The following is a 17820-nucleotide window of genomic DNA, read 5'->3' as shown; positions in this document are numbered from 1 at the left end:
GGCCCCGGGAAGCCGGAGGACACCGTCCACGGTGATCACGCGGACCCTCGCACCGGCGGACCCGATCCTCGCACCGTTCGTGACCCACCCGGCGGAGAAGGTGCCGCCGTACCGGAGAGGAGCACTCCGTGCCCGACCTCGAACATCCCAGGACGCCGCGGCCCCGGGTGGGCACCGGGGCCCGCGGCCCCGTGGTGATCGTGGGCGCCGGTATGTCCGGACTGGCCTGCGCGCTGTACCTGTTGGGCGCCGGACGCGAGGTCACCGTGATCGAGCGCGAGAACCACCCGGGAGGACGCGCGGGACGGCTCGACCTGGACGGTTTCCAGATCGACACGGGGCCCACCGTGCTCACCATGCCCGAACTCCTCGACGAGGCCCTGGGCGCCGTCGGTGAGCGCGTCGCCGATCGGCTCGACCTGGTGCCGCTGAGTCCCGCCTACCGCGCCACCTTCGCCGACGGTTCGGCGATCGACGTGCACACCGAGCGCGAGGCGATGGCCGCCGAGGTCGCCCGGGTCGCGGGACGGCGCGAGGCCGAGGGATACCTGCGTCTGCGCGACTGGCTGACCCGGCTCTACCAGGTGGAGATGCGCTCGTTCATCGACGCCCAGTTCGACTCACCGCTGGACCTGTTGCGCCCCGACCTGTTCCGGCTCGCCGCCATGGGAGGGTTCGGCAGGCTCGCCCCCGCCGTGGGCCGTCACATCCGTGACGAGCGGCTGCGGCGGATCTTCTCCTTCCAGTCGCTCTACGCGGGGGTCGCCCCCGAAAGCGCACTGGCCGCCTACGCCGTCATCGCCTACATGGACACCGTCGCCGGGGTGTACTTCCCCAGAGGCGGGATGCGCGCGCTGGGCGAAGCCCTGGCGGGGGCGGTCGTCAAGGCCGGGGGAAGCGTGCGTTACGGGGACGGCGTCACCCGTCTGGAGCGCTCGGGGGAGCGGATCACCGCCGTGATCACCGGGGAGGGGGAACGCCTGGCATGTGGCCAGGTCGTGCTCACCACCGACCTCGCCGCCGCCCACCGGCTCCTGGACCACACGTCGAGACGCCCGGTGGCCGCGCGTTACTCGCCCTCGGCTGTCGTGCTGCACCTGGGCACCGACCGCACCTGGGAGGGACTGGGACACCACACCATCTCCTTCGGTGCGGCGTGGAAGCGCACCTTCACCGAGATCATCCGTGAAGGCCGCACGATGAGCGACCCCTCCCTGCTGGTCACCCAGCCCACCCGCACGGATCCGACGCTCGCCCCCGAGGGACGCCATCTGCTCTACGTACTCGCCCCGGCGCCGAACCTGGAGGCGGGCGACATCGACTGGGAACGGGAGGGGCCGCGTTATCGGGACCACCTGGTCGGGGTGCTCCAGGAACGTGGTCTGGACGGCCTGGACGCCTCCGTCCGCACCGAACACCTGGTCACCCCGGCGGACTGGGCACGGCAGGGGCTCACCCACGGCACACCGTTCTCGCTGGCGCACACCTTCGCCCAGACGGGTCCGTTCCGGCCCCGCAACACCGTTCCCGGCACCTCCAACGCCGTCCTGGCCGGCTGCGGGACCACACCCGGAGTCGGACTTCCCACGGTGCTGATATCGGGCAAGCTCGCCGCGGCCAAGGTGGTCCGGAGAACGGGAGGGCGCCGATGAGCGCGGGAACGGCGGAACTGGACGCGGCCGGGATCACCGGGCGGTCGCTGCGCGAGGCCTACCTCAAGTGTCGTGCCCTGCACGCCCACCACGGACGCACCTACTACACGGCCACGCGCGTACTGCCGCCCGGAAGCCGGCCCGGGGTGCACGCCCTGTACGGTTTCGCGCGGTGGGTGGACGACATCATCGACGAGCCGCCGCCCGGCACCACCGTCGCCGAACAGGGCGCGCGCCTGGACGGCATCGACGCGGACCTGGCGAGGGCCCTGGACGGAAGAGCGGTCCGCGACGAGGCGAACGCACCGGTGCTCAGCGCCCTGGCGCACACGGCGGACCGGTACGGGTTGCCGCGCTCCTACTTCACCGCCTTCATGACCTCCATGCGCATGGACCTGTCCGTCACCGGCTACCGGGACATGGGCCACCTGCGCGAGTACATGTACGGTTCTGCGGCGGTGATCGGACTCCAGGTGCTGCCGGTCCTGGGCACGGTGGCGCAGCGGGAGGAGGCCGCACCGCACGCCGCCGCGCTGGGCGAGGCCTTCCAACTGACCAACTTCCTGCGGGACGTGGCCGAGGACCTGCGCCGGGGCCGTGTCTACCTGCCCTGGGACGTGATGACGGCACACGGTGTGGACCGGGAGCTGCTGGAACGGTGCGAGCGGACCCGAAGACCCCATCCGCGCGTGTGCGGTGCCCTGGCCGAGCTCGTGGAGGCCACCCAGGACTTCTATCGGCGGGCGGAACCGGGCATCGCGATGCTCTCCCCGGTCGCGCGCCCGTGTGTCGCCACCGCCTTCCGGCTCTACCGAGCGATCCTGGACGAGATACGTGCGGCCGACTACGACGTGTGGAGCGTCCGGCATCGGGTGTCGGACACGCGTAAGGCCGCTGCGGCCGTTCCCGCCCTCGCGCGCTCACTGATCGCCCGGTCGCTACAGGGCCGGATACCGCGCCCCAGGACCGGTTGAGAACCCGGGTCCGGTCCACGCCCGGTCGTGCCGCGGACCCCGGCCCGACCTGTCTGGAGGATTCACGTGACACTTCCCGATCCCCGGCCGCGGAGGCTTCCCCTGCGCCGTATGCCCGCCACCACCTGGAAGGCCCAGGAGCCGACCTGGAGGGAGGGATCGCCCGCGATCATCGGGGCGGCGCTCAAACGTGCGCTCGCCCGCCCCTCGGGCAACTGGTTCGTGCTCGCGGCGAGCACCGAGGTGCGTACGGACCGGCCGTTCGGACGCGTGGTGGCGGGGACCGAACTGGTGGCCTGGCGCACCCCCGACGGGACCGCCCACGCGGGCCCGGGCGCGTGCCCGCACCTGGGCGCACCGCTGTGCCGGGGCGCCGTCGACTCGGGAAGGCTGGTGTGCCGGTGGCACGGCCTGGCGCTGGGGAAGGAGGGGTTCCCCGGATGGGACCCCTATCCGGTGCACGACGACGGCGTGCTGGTGTGGGTGCGCCTGGACCGCGAGGGAGGGGAGGAACCCCTGGACGCACCGGTGGTGCCCGAGCGTCCGGACCTCGCCCGGAGCCTGGTGGCGGTGGAGAGCATGGCGGGGCGATGCGAACCCGAGGACGTGATGGCCAACCGGCTCGACCCCTGGCACGGCTCGTGGTTCCATCCCTACTCGTTCGTCGGACTGAAGGTGACCGAGGTGCCCAAGGGCCCCGATCCCGACCCTGACCGGATGGTGGTCGACGTGGGGTTTCGTGTGGCGGGTCGCTGGGGTGTGCCGGTGCGGGCGGAGTTCCGTTGCCCCGAACCGCGCACCGTGGTCATGCGCATCATCGAGGGAGAGGGCCTGGGCAGCGTCGTGGAGACCCACGCCACCCCGCTGGGGGTGGACGAGCACGGTGTTCCGCGCACGGCGATCATCGAGGTCACCGTGGCCTCCTCCGAACGCACGGGCTTCACGCTCGCCCGGAGAGTGGCCGGGGCGGTGGTGCGTCCGGTCATCCGCATGGCCGCCCGACGACTGTGGAAGGACGACCTCGCCTACGCCGAGCGTCGGTACCTGCTTCGCAGTACGGGTCGCTGGCCCGGATGACGTGGTGACCGGGGTCGCCTCGGTGCCCCTCGTGGACGCGGTGACCCACGGGCGGCGTCCCCGTCCGTGGCGTCCGCCGGGTCGCCCGGCGTCAGCCCTGGTGGAGGGACGGGGCGCGGCGCGCCCGTCGGGCGAGCGCCCGCAGCGGGGCCGACCTGCCTCGGCGGGGCACGGTCCACACCGTGTGCCCCGGTCTTCCCCACCGTGTCAGCAGGGCGTTGGCGGCCAGCATGCCGCTGGTGGCGGCGCGTTCCATCAGGGCCACGGGAAGGTCCGTGCGTACATGGTCGCCCGCCACCACCACGAACGGGTCGGGGGTGGTCACCCCGCACCGGTCGCGGTGACCGCCGGGCGCGAACAGAGGACAGTCCGCCCGTAGTTCGTGGCGGGAGTCCACCACCGGGGCCCCGGACAGCTCCGGATAGACGGTCTCGGCCTGCTTCCAGAGCCTGCTCCGCTCGAAGTCGGGATCGCACCCCTCGTCCAGTGAGTACGCGTGCAGTTCCACCACGGACCCGCCGGTACGTCGCGCCCACGCGCGGGCTTCGTCCTCGTAGCGTTCCAGGACACTGATGTTGTCCAGTGTGGGGTGGCCCGCGGTCCCCAGGAAGGCGGGCCTGTGCGGACGCACGGGCCGGCCGAGCCAGTAACGCGACACCAGGAACGGAGGAGCGGTCTCCACCCGCGCCATCCGGTCGCGCCACGGTCCCGTGCCCAGCCCCGGTGAGGCCGCCACCAGGTCGCGGGTCCCGGCGGGGGAGGCGGCGAGCACCACGGCGTCGGCCCCGACCTCGAAGGTCCCTCCCTCCAGGGTGCGTCCACGCACCGAGAACCGGTGTTCCGCACCGGGGACGACCTCCTCGACCCGGCTCCCCGTACGCAAACGCGTTCCCGCATCGGTGAGGTGTTCCTCCAGGGGGTCCCACAGCGCCTGGGGGAAGGGGGAGCGCGGTACGTCGAACACCAGACCCTCGGACGAGCCCAGGAAGTAGACGTGGAACATCACGGCCAGCTCGGCGGCCGACAGGTCACGCGGGTCGGCGAAGAAGCTGCGTGTGAACACCTCGAAGGCCAGGTGCCGGGCCGTGGGAGGAAAACGGACCGCGTCCAGGAAGTCCTGGGCGCTCAGATGGTCCAGGCGTTCGAAGACGCCGGGCACGTCCACGTCGAGCAGTTGCAGGGCCGCGGGCAGGTTGACCCCGGCCAGGTCGCGTGGGGGGAAGCTCGGACTGGTCGCCGCCAGCACGGCGGCGTTCCACGGTGGGGTCCTGGGCAGCCATGAGAAGCGGTCGCGCGGACCGTCGCGGTGCACGAGAGGGTAGTCCGTGAGCGGGACGAGGCGGTCCAGTCCCGGGTCCGCGCGGCGCAGGAGAGCGCGCAGGTTGTAGTACTGACGGAAGAACGCGTGGAAGCCACGGGTCATGGTCGCGGACGAACCGTCGGCGAGCGTGGTGGTCCAGCCGCACACGCGACCTCCCAGCGAGGACTCGCGCTCCAGCACCGTCACGTCCACGTCCCGCTCGGTCAGCGCGCAGGCGGCCGCGAGTCCGGCGATGCCCCCGCCGATCACGGCCACGTGGGGAACGGCGTCGGTGCGCGGCCCGGCCACCGGAGGGGGCGGGACGGCCTCGGCCAGGGGATCGCGCACGTCCTCGGGGCGTCCCGGTCCGCCGGTGCTGTCAGCGGTCATCAGCGGTCCACCTCCGGAGTGTCGAGCGGGCGCATACCGACGAAGGTGTGCGTGACCCCGTACTGCCAGCCGGGCAGAGGCGCGTCGGAGACCGAGACCAGGCCGGCCCGGCGCATCCGCTCCAGCAACGTGGTGCGGCCGTCGAACTCCAGGACGCTGCGCCACAGGTAGCGGAACAGGTCGGCGCGTCCGGTCAGGATCCTTCCCGCCGGGATGACCACGCCCCAGCACACCGCCGACCACACCGCACGGGCGGCGACCGAGTCGGCCACCGAGTACTCGTGCAGGAGGAGCCGGCCCCCGGGCCGCAGGAGCGCCCGCACGCCCGTCAGCAGTGCGTCGGGGTCGGGGCAGTTGCGGATCAGGTAGGCGCCGAACACCGCGTCCACCGGTCCGCCCAGGTGCTCGGTGGCCCAGGCGGGCGTCAGCTCCTCCGCGCGTGCCCGGTGGAAGGAGACCGACGCGGGCCACCGCTTGGCGCGGGCGGCCTCCAACATGCCGGACGAGGCGTCCACACCGACGATCCGTGCCTTGGGAAGGACACGCAGCAGGGCCGCGGTGGAGGCTCCGGTGCCGCACCCCAGGTCGAGCAGGCGCAGTCCGGCCCCCTCCCCGGGCAGACCGAGCCTTCGCGCGGAGATCTCCAGGTGCGCGTGGTAACCCGGGTTGGCGGCCACGAGCCGGTCGTAGGCCTTGGCGGCGTGGTCGAACTCGTCGGTGACCGTGCCGTCCTTCATGGCGTGCGTCGGGGTGTTCACGGATTCCTCCGATGCCGGGTGTTCGCGTGCGGACGCGGGCCTCCCGGTACATGCTGGGAACATGGCCGACTACGACGTGGCGATCATCGGCGGAGGGGCCGCTGGCCTCACCCTTACCCACCGGCTGCGCGGGATCAACGACCGACGTGGCCGACCGCTGCGCGTGGCCTTGCTGGAGCCGCCACCGGGTCCGCACACCCCCGTGCCGCGCACATGGTGCTTCTGGGAACCGGACGGGGGACCGTGGGACGGACTGCTCACGGCACGTTGGGAGAACCTGTCCGTGAGGGGACACGACGGGACCGTCCACTCCTCCTCGGCCGCGCCCTACGTGTACAAGATGCTCAGGTCCACGGACGTGGACGCCTACGTGCGTACCTCGGCGGCCGGGTACGTGGAGGAGCTTCCGTTGTTGGTCACCGGAGTCCGGGACGGCGTCGAGCACGCCGAGGTCCGGGCCAGGGAACCCGGCGGCGGCGAGGCCTCCCTGACCGCGACGTGGGTGTTCGACTCGCGGCCTCCACGACCGGCGCCGTGCGGGCGGACCCATCTGCTCCAGCACTTCCGCGGCTGGTTCGTGCGCACCCCCGTGGACGCCTTCGACCCCGACGCGGCCGTGCTGATGGATCTGCGTCCTCCCCAGCCGCCGAACGGGGTGGCCTTCGGTTACGTACTGCCGCTGTCACCGCGCGAGGCGTTGGTGGAGTACACCGAGTTCGGCCGTGAGGCGCTCACGACGGAGGAGTACGAGCGGGCGCTCAAGGACTACTGCGGACTGTTGGGCCTGCCGGAGGTGGAGGTGACCGCCGCCGAACAGGGGGTCATCCCGATGACCGACGCGGTGTTCCGTCCCAGGGTCGGGCGGCGGGTGTTCAGGTTGGGCACGGCGGGCGGCGCGACCCGCCCCTCGACCGGGTACACGTTCAGCGGGGTGGGGCGTCAGACGGCCGCCGTGGCGCGTGCGTTGGCCCAGGGGCGGACCCCGGTGCCGCCGGTACCGCACCGGCGCCGCCACCTGGCCATGGACGCGGTCATGCTGCGTGCTCTGGACACCGGTCGGATCCGGGGCGCGGAGTTCTTCACCGGACTGTTCGCGGCCAACCGCCTCGGTGACGTCCTGGCCTTCCTCGACGGGGGATCGTGTCTGCGTCGGGAGGTGGCGATGGGCCTGACGACACCGGTGCGGGCCATGTCGCTGACCAGTGTCGACCAGGTGTGGTACGCGCTGCGCACGCGGCTCCCGCGGACCTGAGGCGGCTCGTCGCCCGCTTCGAGGACACGGGGCCGCGGCGCCGTGTCGCGAGATGTGCCGGGGTGTCCGTGCCGGTGGAGGGTGGAGCGGGGCCGGGGAACCTCGGCGGTGTTCCGGGAAGGCCGCTGCCTGAGGGGCGCGTGTTGTGCTCGGGGTGGATGTGTGGCGTGTATGGACTGGGGTAGTGTCTTGCCGTTAGATACTCGGAAAACAAGATACTTCAATTCCGAGTAGAAATGGACGGTAGAGAGGGACAGCGGACGTGGACAAGGACAACGGCCGACCGGCCCGCCGATCACGGTGGTGGATCGGGGCGGCCCTCCTGGTCGCCCTGGTGTGGTTGGTGGGAGCCGGACCCCTCGGCATGTTCCTGGGCAGGCTCGGCGAGGTGCAGACCAACGATCCCGGCGCGTTCCTGCCCGTGGACGCCGAGTCCACCGAGGCCGGTGAGATCGCAGCGGAGTTCGACCGGGAGGAGGCGGCCCCGGCCATCGTGGTCTACTCGCGCCAGGACGGGGACGGCGGTGAGGTCACCGAGGCCGAACTCGCGGACATCGCCGAGGTCGGCGAGCGTGTGGGCGAGCGGCCCTGGGTCTCCGGCCCCGTCGTCGGCCCCTTCCCCGGTACGGAGGCCCCCTCGGTCGCCCAGTTCGTGGTACTGGTCGAAGAGGACGCCGACACCGGCGAGTCGGTCGAGGAGTTGCGGGAGATCCTCGCCGACGACCCGGTCCCCGGGCTCCAGGCCCAGGTCACCGGTCCCGCCGGATACGCCGCCGACCTCGTGGCGGCCTTCGGCGGTATCGACTCCACGCTGCTGATCGTGGCCGTCGTCGCCGTCCTGGTCATCCTCGTGGCGGTCTACCGCTCGCCCCTGCTGCCGACCCTGGTCATCCTCGCCAGCCTGTTGGCCCTCGGACTGGCCGGGGCTCTGGTCTACCTGGCCGCCGACGTCGGCCTGGTCAGTCTCAACGGACAGAGTCAGGGCATCCTGTTCATCCTGGTCGTGGGGGCCTGCACCGACTACGCGCTGCTGCTCGTGGCCCGCTACCGCGAGGAACTGGCCACCCGCGAACGCGTGCCCGAGGCCGTCATGGCCGCCGTGCGCGGGGTGACCGGGCCGGTGCTGGCCTCCGGCGGCACCGTCATCCTGGGACTGCTCTGCCTGCTCACGGCGGACCTGACCTCCACCCGCAGTCTGGGTCCGGTGGTGGCCATCGGCGTCGTCGCCGCGCTGCTCTCGGCGATGACCTTCCTTCCCGCCGTGCTCGCGCTGTGCGGACGTGCGGCGTTCTGGCCCCTGGCCCCGCACGGCTCCAAGGAGACCGGCGGAAGCCTGGAGGAGGTCCTCGCCCAACACCGTTTCTGGGGGCGCGTCGCCATCGCCGTCTCCCGCAGGCCCCGGGCCTACTGGATGATCACCACCGCCGTCCTGGCCGCCGCGGCGGTCTTCGCGCCCCAGTTCGAGGCGGAGGGCACCGGCCAGGCCGAGATCTTCCGCACCGAGGTGGAGGCGGTCGAGGCCCAGGAGACGCTGGAACGGGGCTTCGGCTCCGATTCCAACGCCGCCCCCGCCCTGGTGGTCGCCGACGCCGACCACCTCGACGAGGTCGTCCAGGCCGCCGAACGGTCGTCGTGGGTGGAGGAGGCCGCCCCCGTCACCGAGCCGGGACCGCCCGGCGCGGACCTGCCTCCCCTGGAGGAGGACGGACGCGTCCTGGTCGAGGCCGTCCTCACCGTCGGCCCCGAATCACCCGAGGCGGTGGACGCCGTCCGGGAGCTGCGGGAGGAACTGCGCTCCGTGGAGGGGGCGGACACCCTGGTCGGCGGGGTGAGCGCCACCGATCTGGACACCCTGGAAACGGCCCAGCGCGACTTCGTGGTGGTGGTCCCGCTCGTGCTGGTGGTGGTCTTCCTCGTGCTCGTCCCGCTGCTGCGCTCGCTGCTGGCACCGTTGCTGCTGATGATCGTGAACGTGCTGTCCTTCGCCACCGCGCTCGGTGTGGGCACCCTGGTGTTCGACCACGTCCTCGATCTGCCCGGCGCGGACCCCGTGGTCCCGCTGTTCGCGTTCGTGTTCCTGGTCGCGTTGGGAATCGACTACAGCATCTTCCTGATGTCCCGGGCCAGGGAGGAGACCCTGCGACACGGGCATCGCGAGGGCATGCTGAGGGCGCTGACGGTGACCGGCGGGGTGATCACCTCGGCCGGAGTGGTCCTGGCGGCGACCTTCGCCGCGTTGTCGGTCATCCCCTTGCTGTTCCTGCTCCAACTGGCCTTCCTGGTGGCGTTCGGCGTCCTGGTGGACGCCCTGCTCGTGCGGACGCTGCTGGTGCCCGCACTGGCGCTGGACATCGGGCCGCGCATGTGGTGGCCGGGCAAGGCGAGCAGGACGCGGACCGCGCAGAAGCCCCCCACCGAGTGACGACGGAGGCGGGGCGCTGTTCCTACAGCGCCTCGCAGGGCAGTTCGGCGTAGGCGTCGGTGAGTCTTTCCACCAGCGACGACCGCGGCAGGTGCACGCCGTCGATGGCGGACACCTGCCGCACACCGGTGGTGGCGTTGGTGACGAACGCCCCCGCCATGCGGGTGATCGCGGAGGCGGCGATCGGACGGGTGGACACGGGAACGCCGAGCGCCTCGGCCGCCCGCTCCACGAGCCGGGCCGTCACACCCCGAAGACGGGGAGCCTGTGGCCACACGACACCGCCGCCGTCCACGAAGCCGATGTTCCAGGTGGGGCCCTCCGAGACCCGACCGTCCACACCCCTGAACAGGGCGTCGTCGTAACCGTCGATCTGCGCGGCGCGACGTTGGCGGAGCGAAGCGAAGAGACCGGTGTGCTTCACCTGCGGGACGTCGCGGGTGAACAGCCGGGTGCCCAGACGTACCGGTGCCGGCGTGGCCCCGGGGGCGGGGCGGGTGGTGACGAGGATCTGGGGGGACCGGCCGGTCGTGGGACGCCCCAGGTCCATGTCGGGATCGAAGACGGTCACGCGGACCACGGAGGGGGAGGAACGGGCGTGTGCGGCACGCCGGGCCAGTTCACGGACCCGGAGGATGTCGAGGTCGGCGTCGAAGAGGGTCCGACAGTCGCGTGAGAGTCGCTCCATGTGCAGGTCCAGCCCACGGACACGCAGGTCGGTGACGAGCATGGTGGTGAAGTGGCCGTAGCCGTAGAGGGCCAGGCCCGCGAGTTCCCCGGTGCCCACGGGGCGTCCGTTCAGTTCCATGAGGCCCCCATCATGACATTTCGGGACCTCGGCCAGGAGGGCTCGCGAGTCCGGGATCCGCCCAAAGCACCAGGAACGGGCCGTCCCGGCCGCCCCGACCCCCGGGAAGACGCCCACCGCGGCAGGTGTCTCCCTCCGCCGGAACAGGACGATCCTGGGGGGCGATGGAAGATCCCGCCGCCGCACCGAGTAGGAATTCCATGAGAGAAGAACGAGGAGTGCCGACGTTGCGCATCGATCTCAACTCCGACCTCGGCGAGGGCTTCGGCCGCTGGGTGTTCGGCGATGACCAGGCGCTGCTGTCCATCGTCACCAGCGCCAACGTCGCCTGCGGGTTCCACGCCGGCGACCCCTCCGTGCTGCGCCGCACCGCCTTCGACGCCGCGGCCAGGGGGGTGGCCGTCGGCGCGCACGTGAGCTACCGCGACCTGGCCGGGTTCGGCCGCCGCTTCCTCGACGTTCCGGCCGCCGAGCTCACCGACGAGGTCCTCTACCAACTGGGCGCCCTGTCGACGTTCACCCGCCTGGCGGGGGACCGCGTCCGCTACGTCAAGCCGCACGGTGCCCTGTACAACGCGATCGTGCACCACGAGGGACAGGCCGCCGCCGTGGTCGAGGCCGTACACGCCTTCGACCCCGGACTCCCCGTGCTCGGACTCGCCGGTTCACGGTTCCTGCGGCTGGCGGAGAAGGCCGGACTGCCCGTCTACCGCGAGGCGTTCGCCGACCGTGCCTACACCCCGGAGGGCACCCTGGTCTCCCGGAACGAACCCGGCTCGGTGCTCCACGACCCCCGGGAGATCGCCGACCGTTGCCTGCGCATCGTCCGCGGCGAACCCGTCCAGGCGATCGACGGCACCTGGATCGTCGTCGAGGCCGAGTCGCTGTGCGTACACGGAGACAGCCCCGGAGCCGTGGACATCGCCCGCACCGTGGTCGAAAGACTGCGGACGGCGGGCGTCGTCCTCGCGCCGTTCACGGAGAAGACCTCCGGCGTCGACACGGAACGGTGAGGAGGGCACGTGCGGGTTCTCAGGTGCGGTGACACCGGTGTGCTCGTGGAGGTCGCCGACCTGGCCGAGGTGATCGCGTTGCACGCGGCGCTGGAGGCCGACCCCGTCCCCGGCGTCGTCGACCTGGTCCCGGCCGCCCGCACACTGCTGTTGCGGATCGACCCCGGAACCGACCCCGAGGAGGTCGCCGGAGCCGTCACGGCCAGGGACGTCGTTCCAGGGGAGGTGCGGGAGAGCGGAGAGACCGTCCTCCTCCCCGTCGTCTACGACGGCGAGGACCTCGACGACGTGGCGGAGCTGACCGGACTGAGCAGACGCGAGGTGGTCCAGGCGCACACCCGAGCCACCTGGACCGTCGCGTTCTGTGGTTTCGCACCCGGATTCGGCTACATGGTCGGGGACCAACCCCGACTGCGCGTACCTCGAAGGTCTGAGGCGCGTACCCGGGTGCCCGCCGGCTCGGTGGCCCTGGCCGATGGGTTCACGGGCGTGTACCCGCGTTGCTCGCCCGGAGGATGGCGGCTGCTCGGTCGCACCGAGACCCGGATCTGGGATCTGGAACGCGACCGACCGGGTCTGCTCAGACCCGGTGTCCGTGTCCGATTCATCGAGGCGGAGGATCTCCGATGAGGCCGTCCCGGCGTGCCCTGGAGGTGGTGGCCACAGGGCCCCTGACCACGGTCCAGGACGAAGGCCGGTTCGGACACGCCGGCCTCGGAGTGGGCCGATCGGGGGCCGCCGACATCCGCTCCTACGCCCTGGTCAACCGGTTGCTCGCCAACCCCCGCGGGGCGGCCGCCCTGGAGACCACCCTGGGGGGCCTGCGCGTGCGCGCACACGGTCCGGTCACCGTCGCCGTGACCGGAGCCGAGGTGCCGCTGAGGATCGACGGTCGAGGCGCGGCCACCCACACGGTCCTGCACCTGCCGGACGGCGCGGAGCTGACCATGGGCGCGCCCACCACAGGGCTGCGCTCCTACCTGGGGGTACGCGGCGGCGTGGACGTCCCTCCCGTCCTCGGCTCGCGCAGCACCGACGTCCTGGCGGGACTGGGCCCCGACCCGCCCGTGCCGGGGACGTCGCTCCCCGTCGGACCCGCCCCCGAGGGGTTCCCCCGGGTGGACCACGTGCCCACCACACCCGTGGGAGGCCCCAAGACGACCTTGCGGGTCGTCCTGGGACCGCGTGAGGACTGGTTCACCGCCGAGGCCGTCGACACGCTGCTGTCCGGCGAGTACGAGGTCACCCCGCGCACCGACAGGGTCGGCGCCCGCCTGGCCGGCCCCGTCCTGGAACGCTCACGCGACGGGGAGATGCCCAGTGAGGGCATGGTCGCGGGCTCACTACAGGTCCCGCCCGGGGGCGAACCGGTGCTGTTCCTGGCCGACCATCCGGTGACCGGCGGTTACCCGGTGGTGGCCGTCGTGCGCGCGGCGGACCTGCCCAAGGCCGCCCAGGCCGGCCCGGGCACCCGTGTTCGCTTCGTCCTTTGACCTCCCGCCACGGCCTCCGGCGCCGTCGAGGACCGGCGTTTGTCGTGGGATCGCCCGGGTAGTCGCGCCTCAGGAGAGACCGAGAGGCCATCGACGAAGGAGGACCGAGGTGGACAGCCGCGAACAGTTCATCGCCTGGCTCAACGACGCCTACTCGATGGAGAAGTCGCAGGAGGAGACCCTGGAGCGCCACGCCAAGGACGCGGAGGCCGACCCCGAGGTCCACGCGCGTCTCACACAGCACATCGAGGAGACGCGTGCGCAGGCGGAGACGGTCCAGGGCTGTATCGAGTCCATGGGAGGCAAGGTCTCCAAGGTCAAGAGCGCCCTGGCCGGGATGTCAGGCGCCGTCCAGGGCATGACGAACAAGCCCGCGGGCGACACGATGGTCAAGAACGCCATCGCCGACTACGCCGCCGAGCACTTCGAGATCGCCTCCTACCGTGCGCTGATCGACTCCGCGCGCTCTTTGGGCGAGGAACAGATCGCGCAGAAGCTGACCACCGTCCTCCGCCAGGAGGAGGAGATGGCCCGCTTCCTGGAAGGAAAGCTCCCCAGGACGGTGCAGGGAGCCCTCACCGAAGCCGGTCGCTGACAACGGCGCGGTGGGAACAGGAGCCCGCCGCACGTCGCGCAGGCACCTGGGAGGCACCGCGCCTCCCGGGCACCCCGGTGTCGGGGACGGCTCGGCGAAGGACGGAGCGCGGTTCCAGGCGGTGTTCCCCTCCCGCCACCACTCTCAAGGGTCACCGTGCGCGGTTCCCGTCCATCACCCACCACCCTCGAAGACCGCTACGGGCGCTCCCATCCCGCCCGTGACCCCCACCGTGCTTCGTTCGCACCTTCGCCACGCGCGGCCCCGGCGCCCCCATCGACTCGGGAAGACCTTCGAAGAACAGGCTCCAGGACACACGGGGAGAGAACCGCATGGCGACACCCGCACACGGAAGACCGGGCCGCGGAACACGGCGCGGTCGCAATCTGACCGCGGGCGTACTCCTGGGGGTGGGGACGGTGGCCTTCGTGGACGAGGTGATCTTCCACCAGATCCTGCACTGGCACCACTTCTACGACCTCTCCACCACCGATGTCGGCCTGGTGTCGGACGGGATCCTCCACGCCTTCAGCTGGTTCGCCACGGTGGCGGCCCTGCTCATGGTCGCCTCCCTGCACAGGGAGCACGCCTTCCGGGGAGTGGACTTCGCGGCGGGCTGGCTGACCGGCGGGGGGTTCTTCCAGCTCTACGACGGGTTGGTCCAGCACAAGCTGATGGGCATCCACCAGGTCCGCTACGGTGTCGACCTGCTGCCCTACGACCTGGCCTGGAACATCCCCGGGGGGATACTGCTGATCGCCGGGATCGTGTTGTGGGTCCTGACCGGGCGCCGGGCACGAGGGGCACCGGGCACCACGCCGGCGGAGGCCTGAGATGGACCACCAGGGCCGCGAACCCGCCCTCGCGCTCCCGTCCCCCGGCGAGTGGGCCGTCCTGGTACTGGTGTGCACGGCCCTCGTGGCCTACGCCGCGGCGGTGCTCCTGCTGCGCCGACGGGGTGTCTCCTGGCCTTGGGGAAGGGTCCTGGCGTGGGCGGCGGGATGTGCGTGCGTCGGAGTCGCCCTGGTGGGGCCCCTGGCCGAGCGGGCCCACCACGACTTCGTCGTCCACATGGCCGGGCACGTCCTCCTGGGCATGCTCGGCCCGCTCCTGTTGGTCCTGGCCGCCCCCGTCACCCTGGCCCTGCGGAGCATGCCGGTGGGCGGGGCGCGCAGGCTGGCACGGTTCCTGGGTTCGGCGCCCGTGGCGTTCCTGACCAACCCCTTCGTCGCGGGTCTGCTCGACATCGGCGGCCTGTGGGTGCTCTACCGCACCGGCCTGTACGCCGCGACGCACACCGAACCGGTCCTGCACGCCCTGGTGCACCTGCACGTGCCGGCCGCCGGATACCTATTCGCCTTCGCCGTCCTGGGAGGCCCCGACCCCGCCCCGCACCGACTCTCACCGCCGTGGCGGGCGGGCGCCCTGGTCGCGGCCATAGCGGCGCACAACATCCTGGCCAAGACCATCTACGCCGCACCGCCTCCAGGGGTGCCTCTCGACCAGGCCCACGCCGGGGCCCAGCTCATGTACTACGCCGGTGCGCCGGTGGAGATCGCGCTGCTCTTCCTGGTGTGCCGACCCTGGTTGCTTCCCCGGCCGCGCCGGTCCCGCGCCGTGGGCGTGTGACCCCGCGACCCGTTCAGGTCTCCCGAGGCGGCCGGTTCCCCCCGTCCGGGGTGGGGCGTCCACCATCGGTCTGCTCACCCCGGATGAGACGTTCCCGTCCGCCCCGGGGGCCACGGTCGACCTCCTCGCCCGGGGGCGTCGCCGGGGCCTGCCGCCGACCGCCCTTGCGGGAGTACCCCGCCTGGCTGGCGTACAGCGTCTTGGAGGTGCGGGCCGCGTCGTCGACCCGGGCCATCCGCGCCATCCGCTGCAACTCGGCGATCTGCGCGGCGACCTCGGGAGGAGGAGGCGCCGAAGACGCGGATCCCACTCCGGAGGCACCGGGCGTCTGAGGCCCCAGCAGGTCCCGCCGAGCCTGTTCCAGCCGGTCCACGGCGGCGTCGCGCTCGCCCCTGCGCAGGGCCTCGCTCGCCTCGCGCTTGGCGGTCTGTGCCCGCTGCAGCGCCTCCTCCGTGCGTACCTCCGGCCGGGGCGCCCGTTCGGAGGCCTCGTCGCCCGGGACGACGTTGACCGTGACGGGCAGGGTCACGGTGTAGGTGGTCAGTGTCGCCGGGTCCACGTAGGTGGTCTCCATGGTGGTGACGGTGACCGTGCCCAGGGAGGCCACCCCCGGGACCTCCATGCGCAACAGCAGACGCCGATTCTCCCCGGAGTGGAAGTCGCCCAGCTCCACCACCACCGACCCGTCCGTCAGCCGGTGGAAGGGCATCTCGCCCACCACACCGACACCGCGCAGAAGGGGACCGGACGAAACCCGCAACGACACGGCCTGGGCGGTCTTGGCCAACAGGTACTCCGCCTCCTGGGCGATGAGACCGCCCGCGGTGTCGGGGTCCTCGGCGAACAGGGCGCTGCCCGCACCCCCGTCGGCCACCACCCCGAGCAGCTCCTCGTCGTAGCCGAGCCCGTACCCCAGGGTCGTGGTGGTGACCCCGTGCCCGTAGGCGTCGGCCGCCACCTGCCTGAGCAGGCCGTGGTCGGTGATGCCCTGGTTGGCGTGCCCGTCGGAGATCAACAGCAGGGTGGCGCCCCTGTCCGCACCGGCGCGGCGGGCCTCCTGGACGCCGCGCAGCAGTCCGCTGGACAGGTCGGTGCCCCCCGACGCGCGCAAAGACGAGATCAGCCGACGCACCTGGTCCTTGTCTGTCAGCGGCCCGCACGGCACCTCCACCCGGGCCTGATCGTTGAAGGACACCAGACCGAAGCCGTCGGAGGGGGCCAACCGGTCCACCAGAGCCAGCAGCGCCCGCACCGCCCCCTCCAGGCGCCCTCCGCCCATGGATCCGCTACGGTCCAGCACGATCTGTAGGGTCGCGGGCGGACGCTCGGTGTCCTCCTCGCGTTCGGGGGCGGTGATCTCCAGCAGCACGGACACGGAGTCGTCGGTGTCCAGGGGGAGGACGTCGAACTCCAACAGCGCTGACAGGTGCATGCGGTCTCCCCGGGGTAGAGGTGTGGCCACCAGCCTAGGGAACGGCACCGACGTTCGGAATCGGGATCAGGGGGCGCGCAGGCCCAGACGACGCAGCTCCAGGGAGGCCAGCGCGTCCACGACCCTTCGGTCGTCGGAGTGCCAGGCGCCTGCCGGATCCTCGTGCACCCCGGCCAGTCTGGCCGGGGACACCGAGGTCAGGGCGCGCAGTGCCAGCAGCCGCGACCGGGCCTCGGGCGTGAGGGTGCGCAGCCTGCGGACGGAGGCGGCCTGGCGCACCCATCGGGCGCGTGCCGGCAGCCACGTCGCGACGAGGAGCAGCAGCGGGATCGCGGCCGTGAGCAGAGGCAGGGTCAGCGCGAGCGAGGCGACCGACTCCTGGAGGGAGTCGCCCGCCGCGGTGAGCGACTCCCCGGTCTCGCTCATGCGGGCGAAGGGGACGGCCAGGGTCTCCCCGGCCAACGGGACCTTGCGGGCCTGTTCGGCCGCGCTGTCCATGTGCTCGGTGAAGCCCTCGCCGGTGCCGGTCATCAGCTCGCCGGGACGGTTCAGGGTCAGGATGATCTCGCGCAGCGACAGCGCGGCCCTGACCCACAGGTACACCCAGACCAGGGCGAGCAGGTCGGCGGTGATCTGGAGGAGGGCTCGCACGGGATCGTCGGCGTACGGCTTCACAACGGGCTCCTGGAGGACGGGGGTGGAGTCGGGTTCGGGACCCAGGTCTGCGTACCCGTTCCGGGGCCTGTGTACGCCGCCGGCACCCCGGTCGGGACCGTGTCGGCGATGGCGGCGGTCACGAAGCGGCACCCGCGTCAGCCGTCAGTGGCCTCGACCCTTCGCCAGGCGGTCGACTTGCCGCGTCAGCCGTTCCGATTTCGATGATTCCGGACATGGCACGAGTAGTACTTCGTTAGGTTGCTGCGTTCTCGTCGCGGTTGCGTGATCATGGACGTATGGATCTGGCCGCTGTAGAGGAACTCCGCGAGGACCTCGACGCGTTCTGCGCCGAGGTCTTCGCCTCCATC

The 17820-nt window shown here is 71.9% G+C and carries 16 protein-coding genes; 11 read left to right on the top strand and 5 right to left on the bottom strand.

All coding sequences use genetic code 11. The features are described from left to right. Window positions 1-191: 191 nt before the first annotated feature. From crtI to PFX91_RS22470, 3 genes are all read left to right on the top strand, one after another. A complete protein-coding gene (crtI, locus tag PFX91_RS22480) occupies window positions 192-1652 on the top strand; it encodes a phytoene desaturase family protein (RefSeq protein ID WP_285735061.1) in 1461 nt (486 codons plus the stop codon). After that, complete coding sequence (locus tag PFX91_RS22475; protein ID WP_285735039.1) at window positions 1649-2626, top strand: phytoene/squalene synthase family protein; 978 nt, start codon at window positions 1649-1651, stop codon at window positions 2624-2626. Before crtI ends, PFX91_RS22475 begins: the two co-directional genes overlap by 4 nt. A gap of 66 nt (window positions 2627-2692) precedes the next feature. Further along, window positions 2693-3703 (top strand): DUF5914 domain-containing protein, encoded by a 1011-nt coding sequence (locus PFX91_RS22470; protein WP_285735038.1) that lies wholly within the window; start codon window positions 2693-2695, stop codon window positions 3701-3703. 91 nt (window positions 3704-3794) lie between these two features. Here the strand turns inward: PFX91_RS22470 and PFX91_RS22465 are convergent, their stop codons facing one another. Together PFX91_RS22465 and PFX91_RS22460 are read right to left on the bottom strand one after the other, a co-directional pair. Then, window positions 3795-5393, bottom strand: a complete 1599-nt coding sequence (locus PFX91_RS22465; RefSeq protein WP_285735036.1) for an FAD-dependent oxidoreductase — start codon at window positions 5391-5393, stop codon at window positions 3795-3797. Beyond that, entirely contained in the window at window positions 5393-6151 is a 759-nt protein-coding gene (locus tag PFX91_RS22460; protein WP_285735034.1) for a class I SAM-dependent methyltransferase, read from the bottom strand. The genes PFX91_RS22465 and PFX91_RS22460 overlap by 1 nt, the downstream gene beginning before the upstream one ends. Before the next feature lie 61 nt (window positions 6152-6212). Here PFX91_RS22460 and PFX91_RS22455 point away from each other — a divergent pair, with 61 nt between their 5' ends. Continuing rightward, window positions 6213-7403 carry a lycopene cyclase family protein gene (locus PFX91_RS22455; RefSeq protein ID WP_285735032.1) on the top strand — a complete coding sequence of 397 codons (1191 nt, stop codon included), beginning with the start codon at window positions 6213-6215 and terminating at the stop codon, window positions 7401-7403. Between the two features lie 262 nt (window positions 7404-7665). Further along, complete coding sequence (locus PFX91_RS22450; RefSeq protein WP_285735030.1) at window positions 7666-9825, top strand: MMPL family transporter; 2160 nt, start codon at window positions 7666-7668, stop codon at window positions 9823-9825. Between the two features lie 22 nt (window positions 9826-9847). Here the strand turns inward: PFX91_RS22450 and PFX91_RS22445 are convergent, their stop codons facing one another. After that, window positions 9848-10633 carry an aminotransferase class IV family protein gene (locus tag PFX91_RS22445; protein ID WP_285735028.1) on the bottom strand — a complete coding sequence of 262 codons (786 nt, stop codon included), beginning with the start codon at window positions 10631-10633 and terminating at the stop codon, window positions 9848-9850. Window positions 10634-10860: 227 nt separating this feature from the next. On the opposite strand from PFX91_RS22445, the gene PFX91_RS22440 reads away from it, so the two are divergent. The 6 genes from PFX91_RS22440 (at window position 10861) to PFX91_RS22415 (ending at window position 15363) form a co-directional block, all read left to right on the top strand. Continuing rightward, window positions 10861-11646, top strand: coding sequence for a LamB/YcsF family protein (locus tag PFX91_RS22440; RefSeq protein WP_285735059.1), 786 nt, complete (start codon window positions 10861-10863; stop codon window positions 11644-11646). A gap of 9 nt (window positions 11647-11655) precedes the next feature. Next, window positions 11656-12276, top strand: a complete 621-nt coding sequence (locus PFX91_RS22435) for a 5-oxoprolinase subunit B family protein (RefSeq protein WP_285735026.1) — start codon at window positions 11656-11658, stop codon at window positions 12274-12276. Next, window positions 12273-13139: a 5-oxoprolinase subunit C family protein gene (locus PFX91_RS22430; protein ID WP_285735024.1), complete on the top strand. Its 867-nt coding sequence runs from the start codon at window positions 12273-12275 to the stop codon at window positions 13137-13139. Before PFX91_RS22435 ends, PFX91_RS22430 begins: the two co-directional genes overlap by 4 nt. Window positions 13140-13248: 109 nt before the next feature. Continuing rightward, the gene (locus tag PFX91_RS22425) at window positions 13249-13734 is read left to right on the top strand and encodes a ferritin-like domain-containing protein (protein WP_285735023.1); all 486 of its coding nucleotides are present in this window, start codon (window positions 13249-13251) and stop codon (window positions 13732-13734) included. Between the two features lie 332 nt (window positions 13735-14066). Next, window positions 14067-14567, top strand: coding sequence for a DUF2243 domain-containing protein (locus PFX91_RS22420; protein ID WP_285735021.1), 501 nt, complete (start codon window positions 14067-14069; stop codon window positions 14565-14567). Window position 14568: 1 nt separating this feature from the next. Then, window positions 14569-15363: a cytochrome c oxidase assembly protein gene (locus PFX91_RS22415; RefSeq protein ID WP_285735019.1), complete on the top strand. Its 795-nt coding sequence runs from the start codon at window positions 14569-14571 to the stop codon at window positions 15361-15363. Window positions 15364-15376: 13 nt separating this feature from the next. On the opposite strand, the gene PFX91_RS22410 is transcribed toward PFX91_RS22415, so the two are convergent. Then, window positions 15377-16795, bottom strand: coding sequence for a vWA domain-containing protein (locus tag PFX91_RS22410; protein ID WP_285735017.1), 1419 nt, complete (start codon window positions 16793-16795; stop codon window positions 15377-15379). A 66-nt stretch (window positions 16796-16861) separates the two neighbouring features. After that, a complete protein-coding gene (locus PFX91_RS22405) occupies window positions 16862-17470 on the bottom strand; it encodes a hypothetical protein (RefSeq protein ID WP_285735015.1) in 609 nt (202 codons plus the stop codon). Between the last annotated feature and the right edge of the window lie 350 nt (window positions 17471-17820).

Origin of the sequence: Nocardiopsis sp. ATB16-24 (assembly GCF_030271535.1) — a bacterium.
Taxonomy (GTDB): domain Bacteria; phylum Actinomycetota; class Actinomycetes; order Streptosporangiales; family Streptosporangiaceae; genus Nocardiopsis.
The sequence above is the reverse complement of the archived record's forward strand: the minus strand, read 5'-3'. Positions and strand labels throughout refer to the sequence as shown.

What these genes read in the sequence shown, in the direction of transcription:
- PFX91_RS22420 (WP_285735021.1), top strand. Translation starts at nt 14,067, where the DNA reads ATGGCGACACCCGCACACGGAAGACCGGGCCGCGGAACACGGCGCGGT.
- PFX91_RS22465 (WP_285735036.1), bottom strand. Translation starts at nt 5,393, where the DNA reads ATGACCGCTGACAGCACCGGCGGACCGGGACGCCCCGAGGACGTGCGC.
- PFX91_RS22475 (WP_285735039.1), top strand. Translation starts at nt 1,649, where the DNA reads ATGAGCGCGGGAACGGCGGAACTGGACGCGGCCGGGATCACCGGGCGG.
- PFX91_RS22455 (WP_285735032.1), top strand. Translation starts at nt 6,213, where the DNA reads ATGGCCGACTACGACGTGGCGATCATCGGCGGAGGGGCCGCTGGCCTC.
- PFX91_RS22445 (WP_285735028.1), bottom strand. Translation starts at nt 10,633, where the DNA reads ATGGAACTGAACGGACGCCCCGTGGGCACCGGGGAACTCGCGGGCCTG.
- PFX91_RS22410 (WP_285735017.1), bottom strand. Translation starts at nt 16,795, where the DNA reads ATGCACCTGTCAGCGCTGTTGGAGTTCGACGTCCTCCCCCTGGACACC.
- PFX91_RS22415 (WP_285735019.1), top strand. Translation starts at nt 14,569, where the DNA reads ATGGACCACCAGGGCCGCGAACCCGCCCTCGCGCTCCCGTCCCCCGGC.
- PFX91_RS22430 (WP_285735024.1), top strand. Translation starts at nt 12,273, where the DNA reads ATGAGGCCGTCCCGGCGTGCCCTGGAGGTGGTGGCCACAGGGCCCCTG.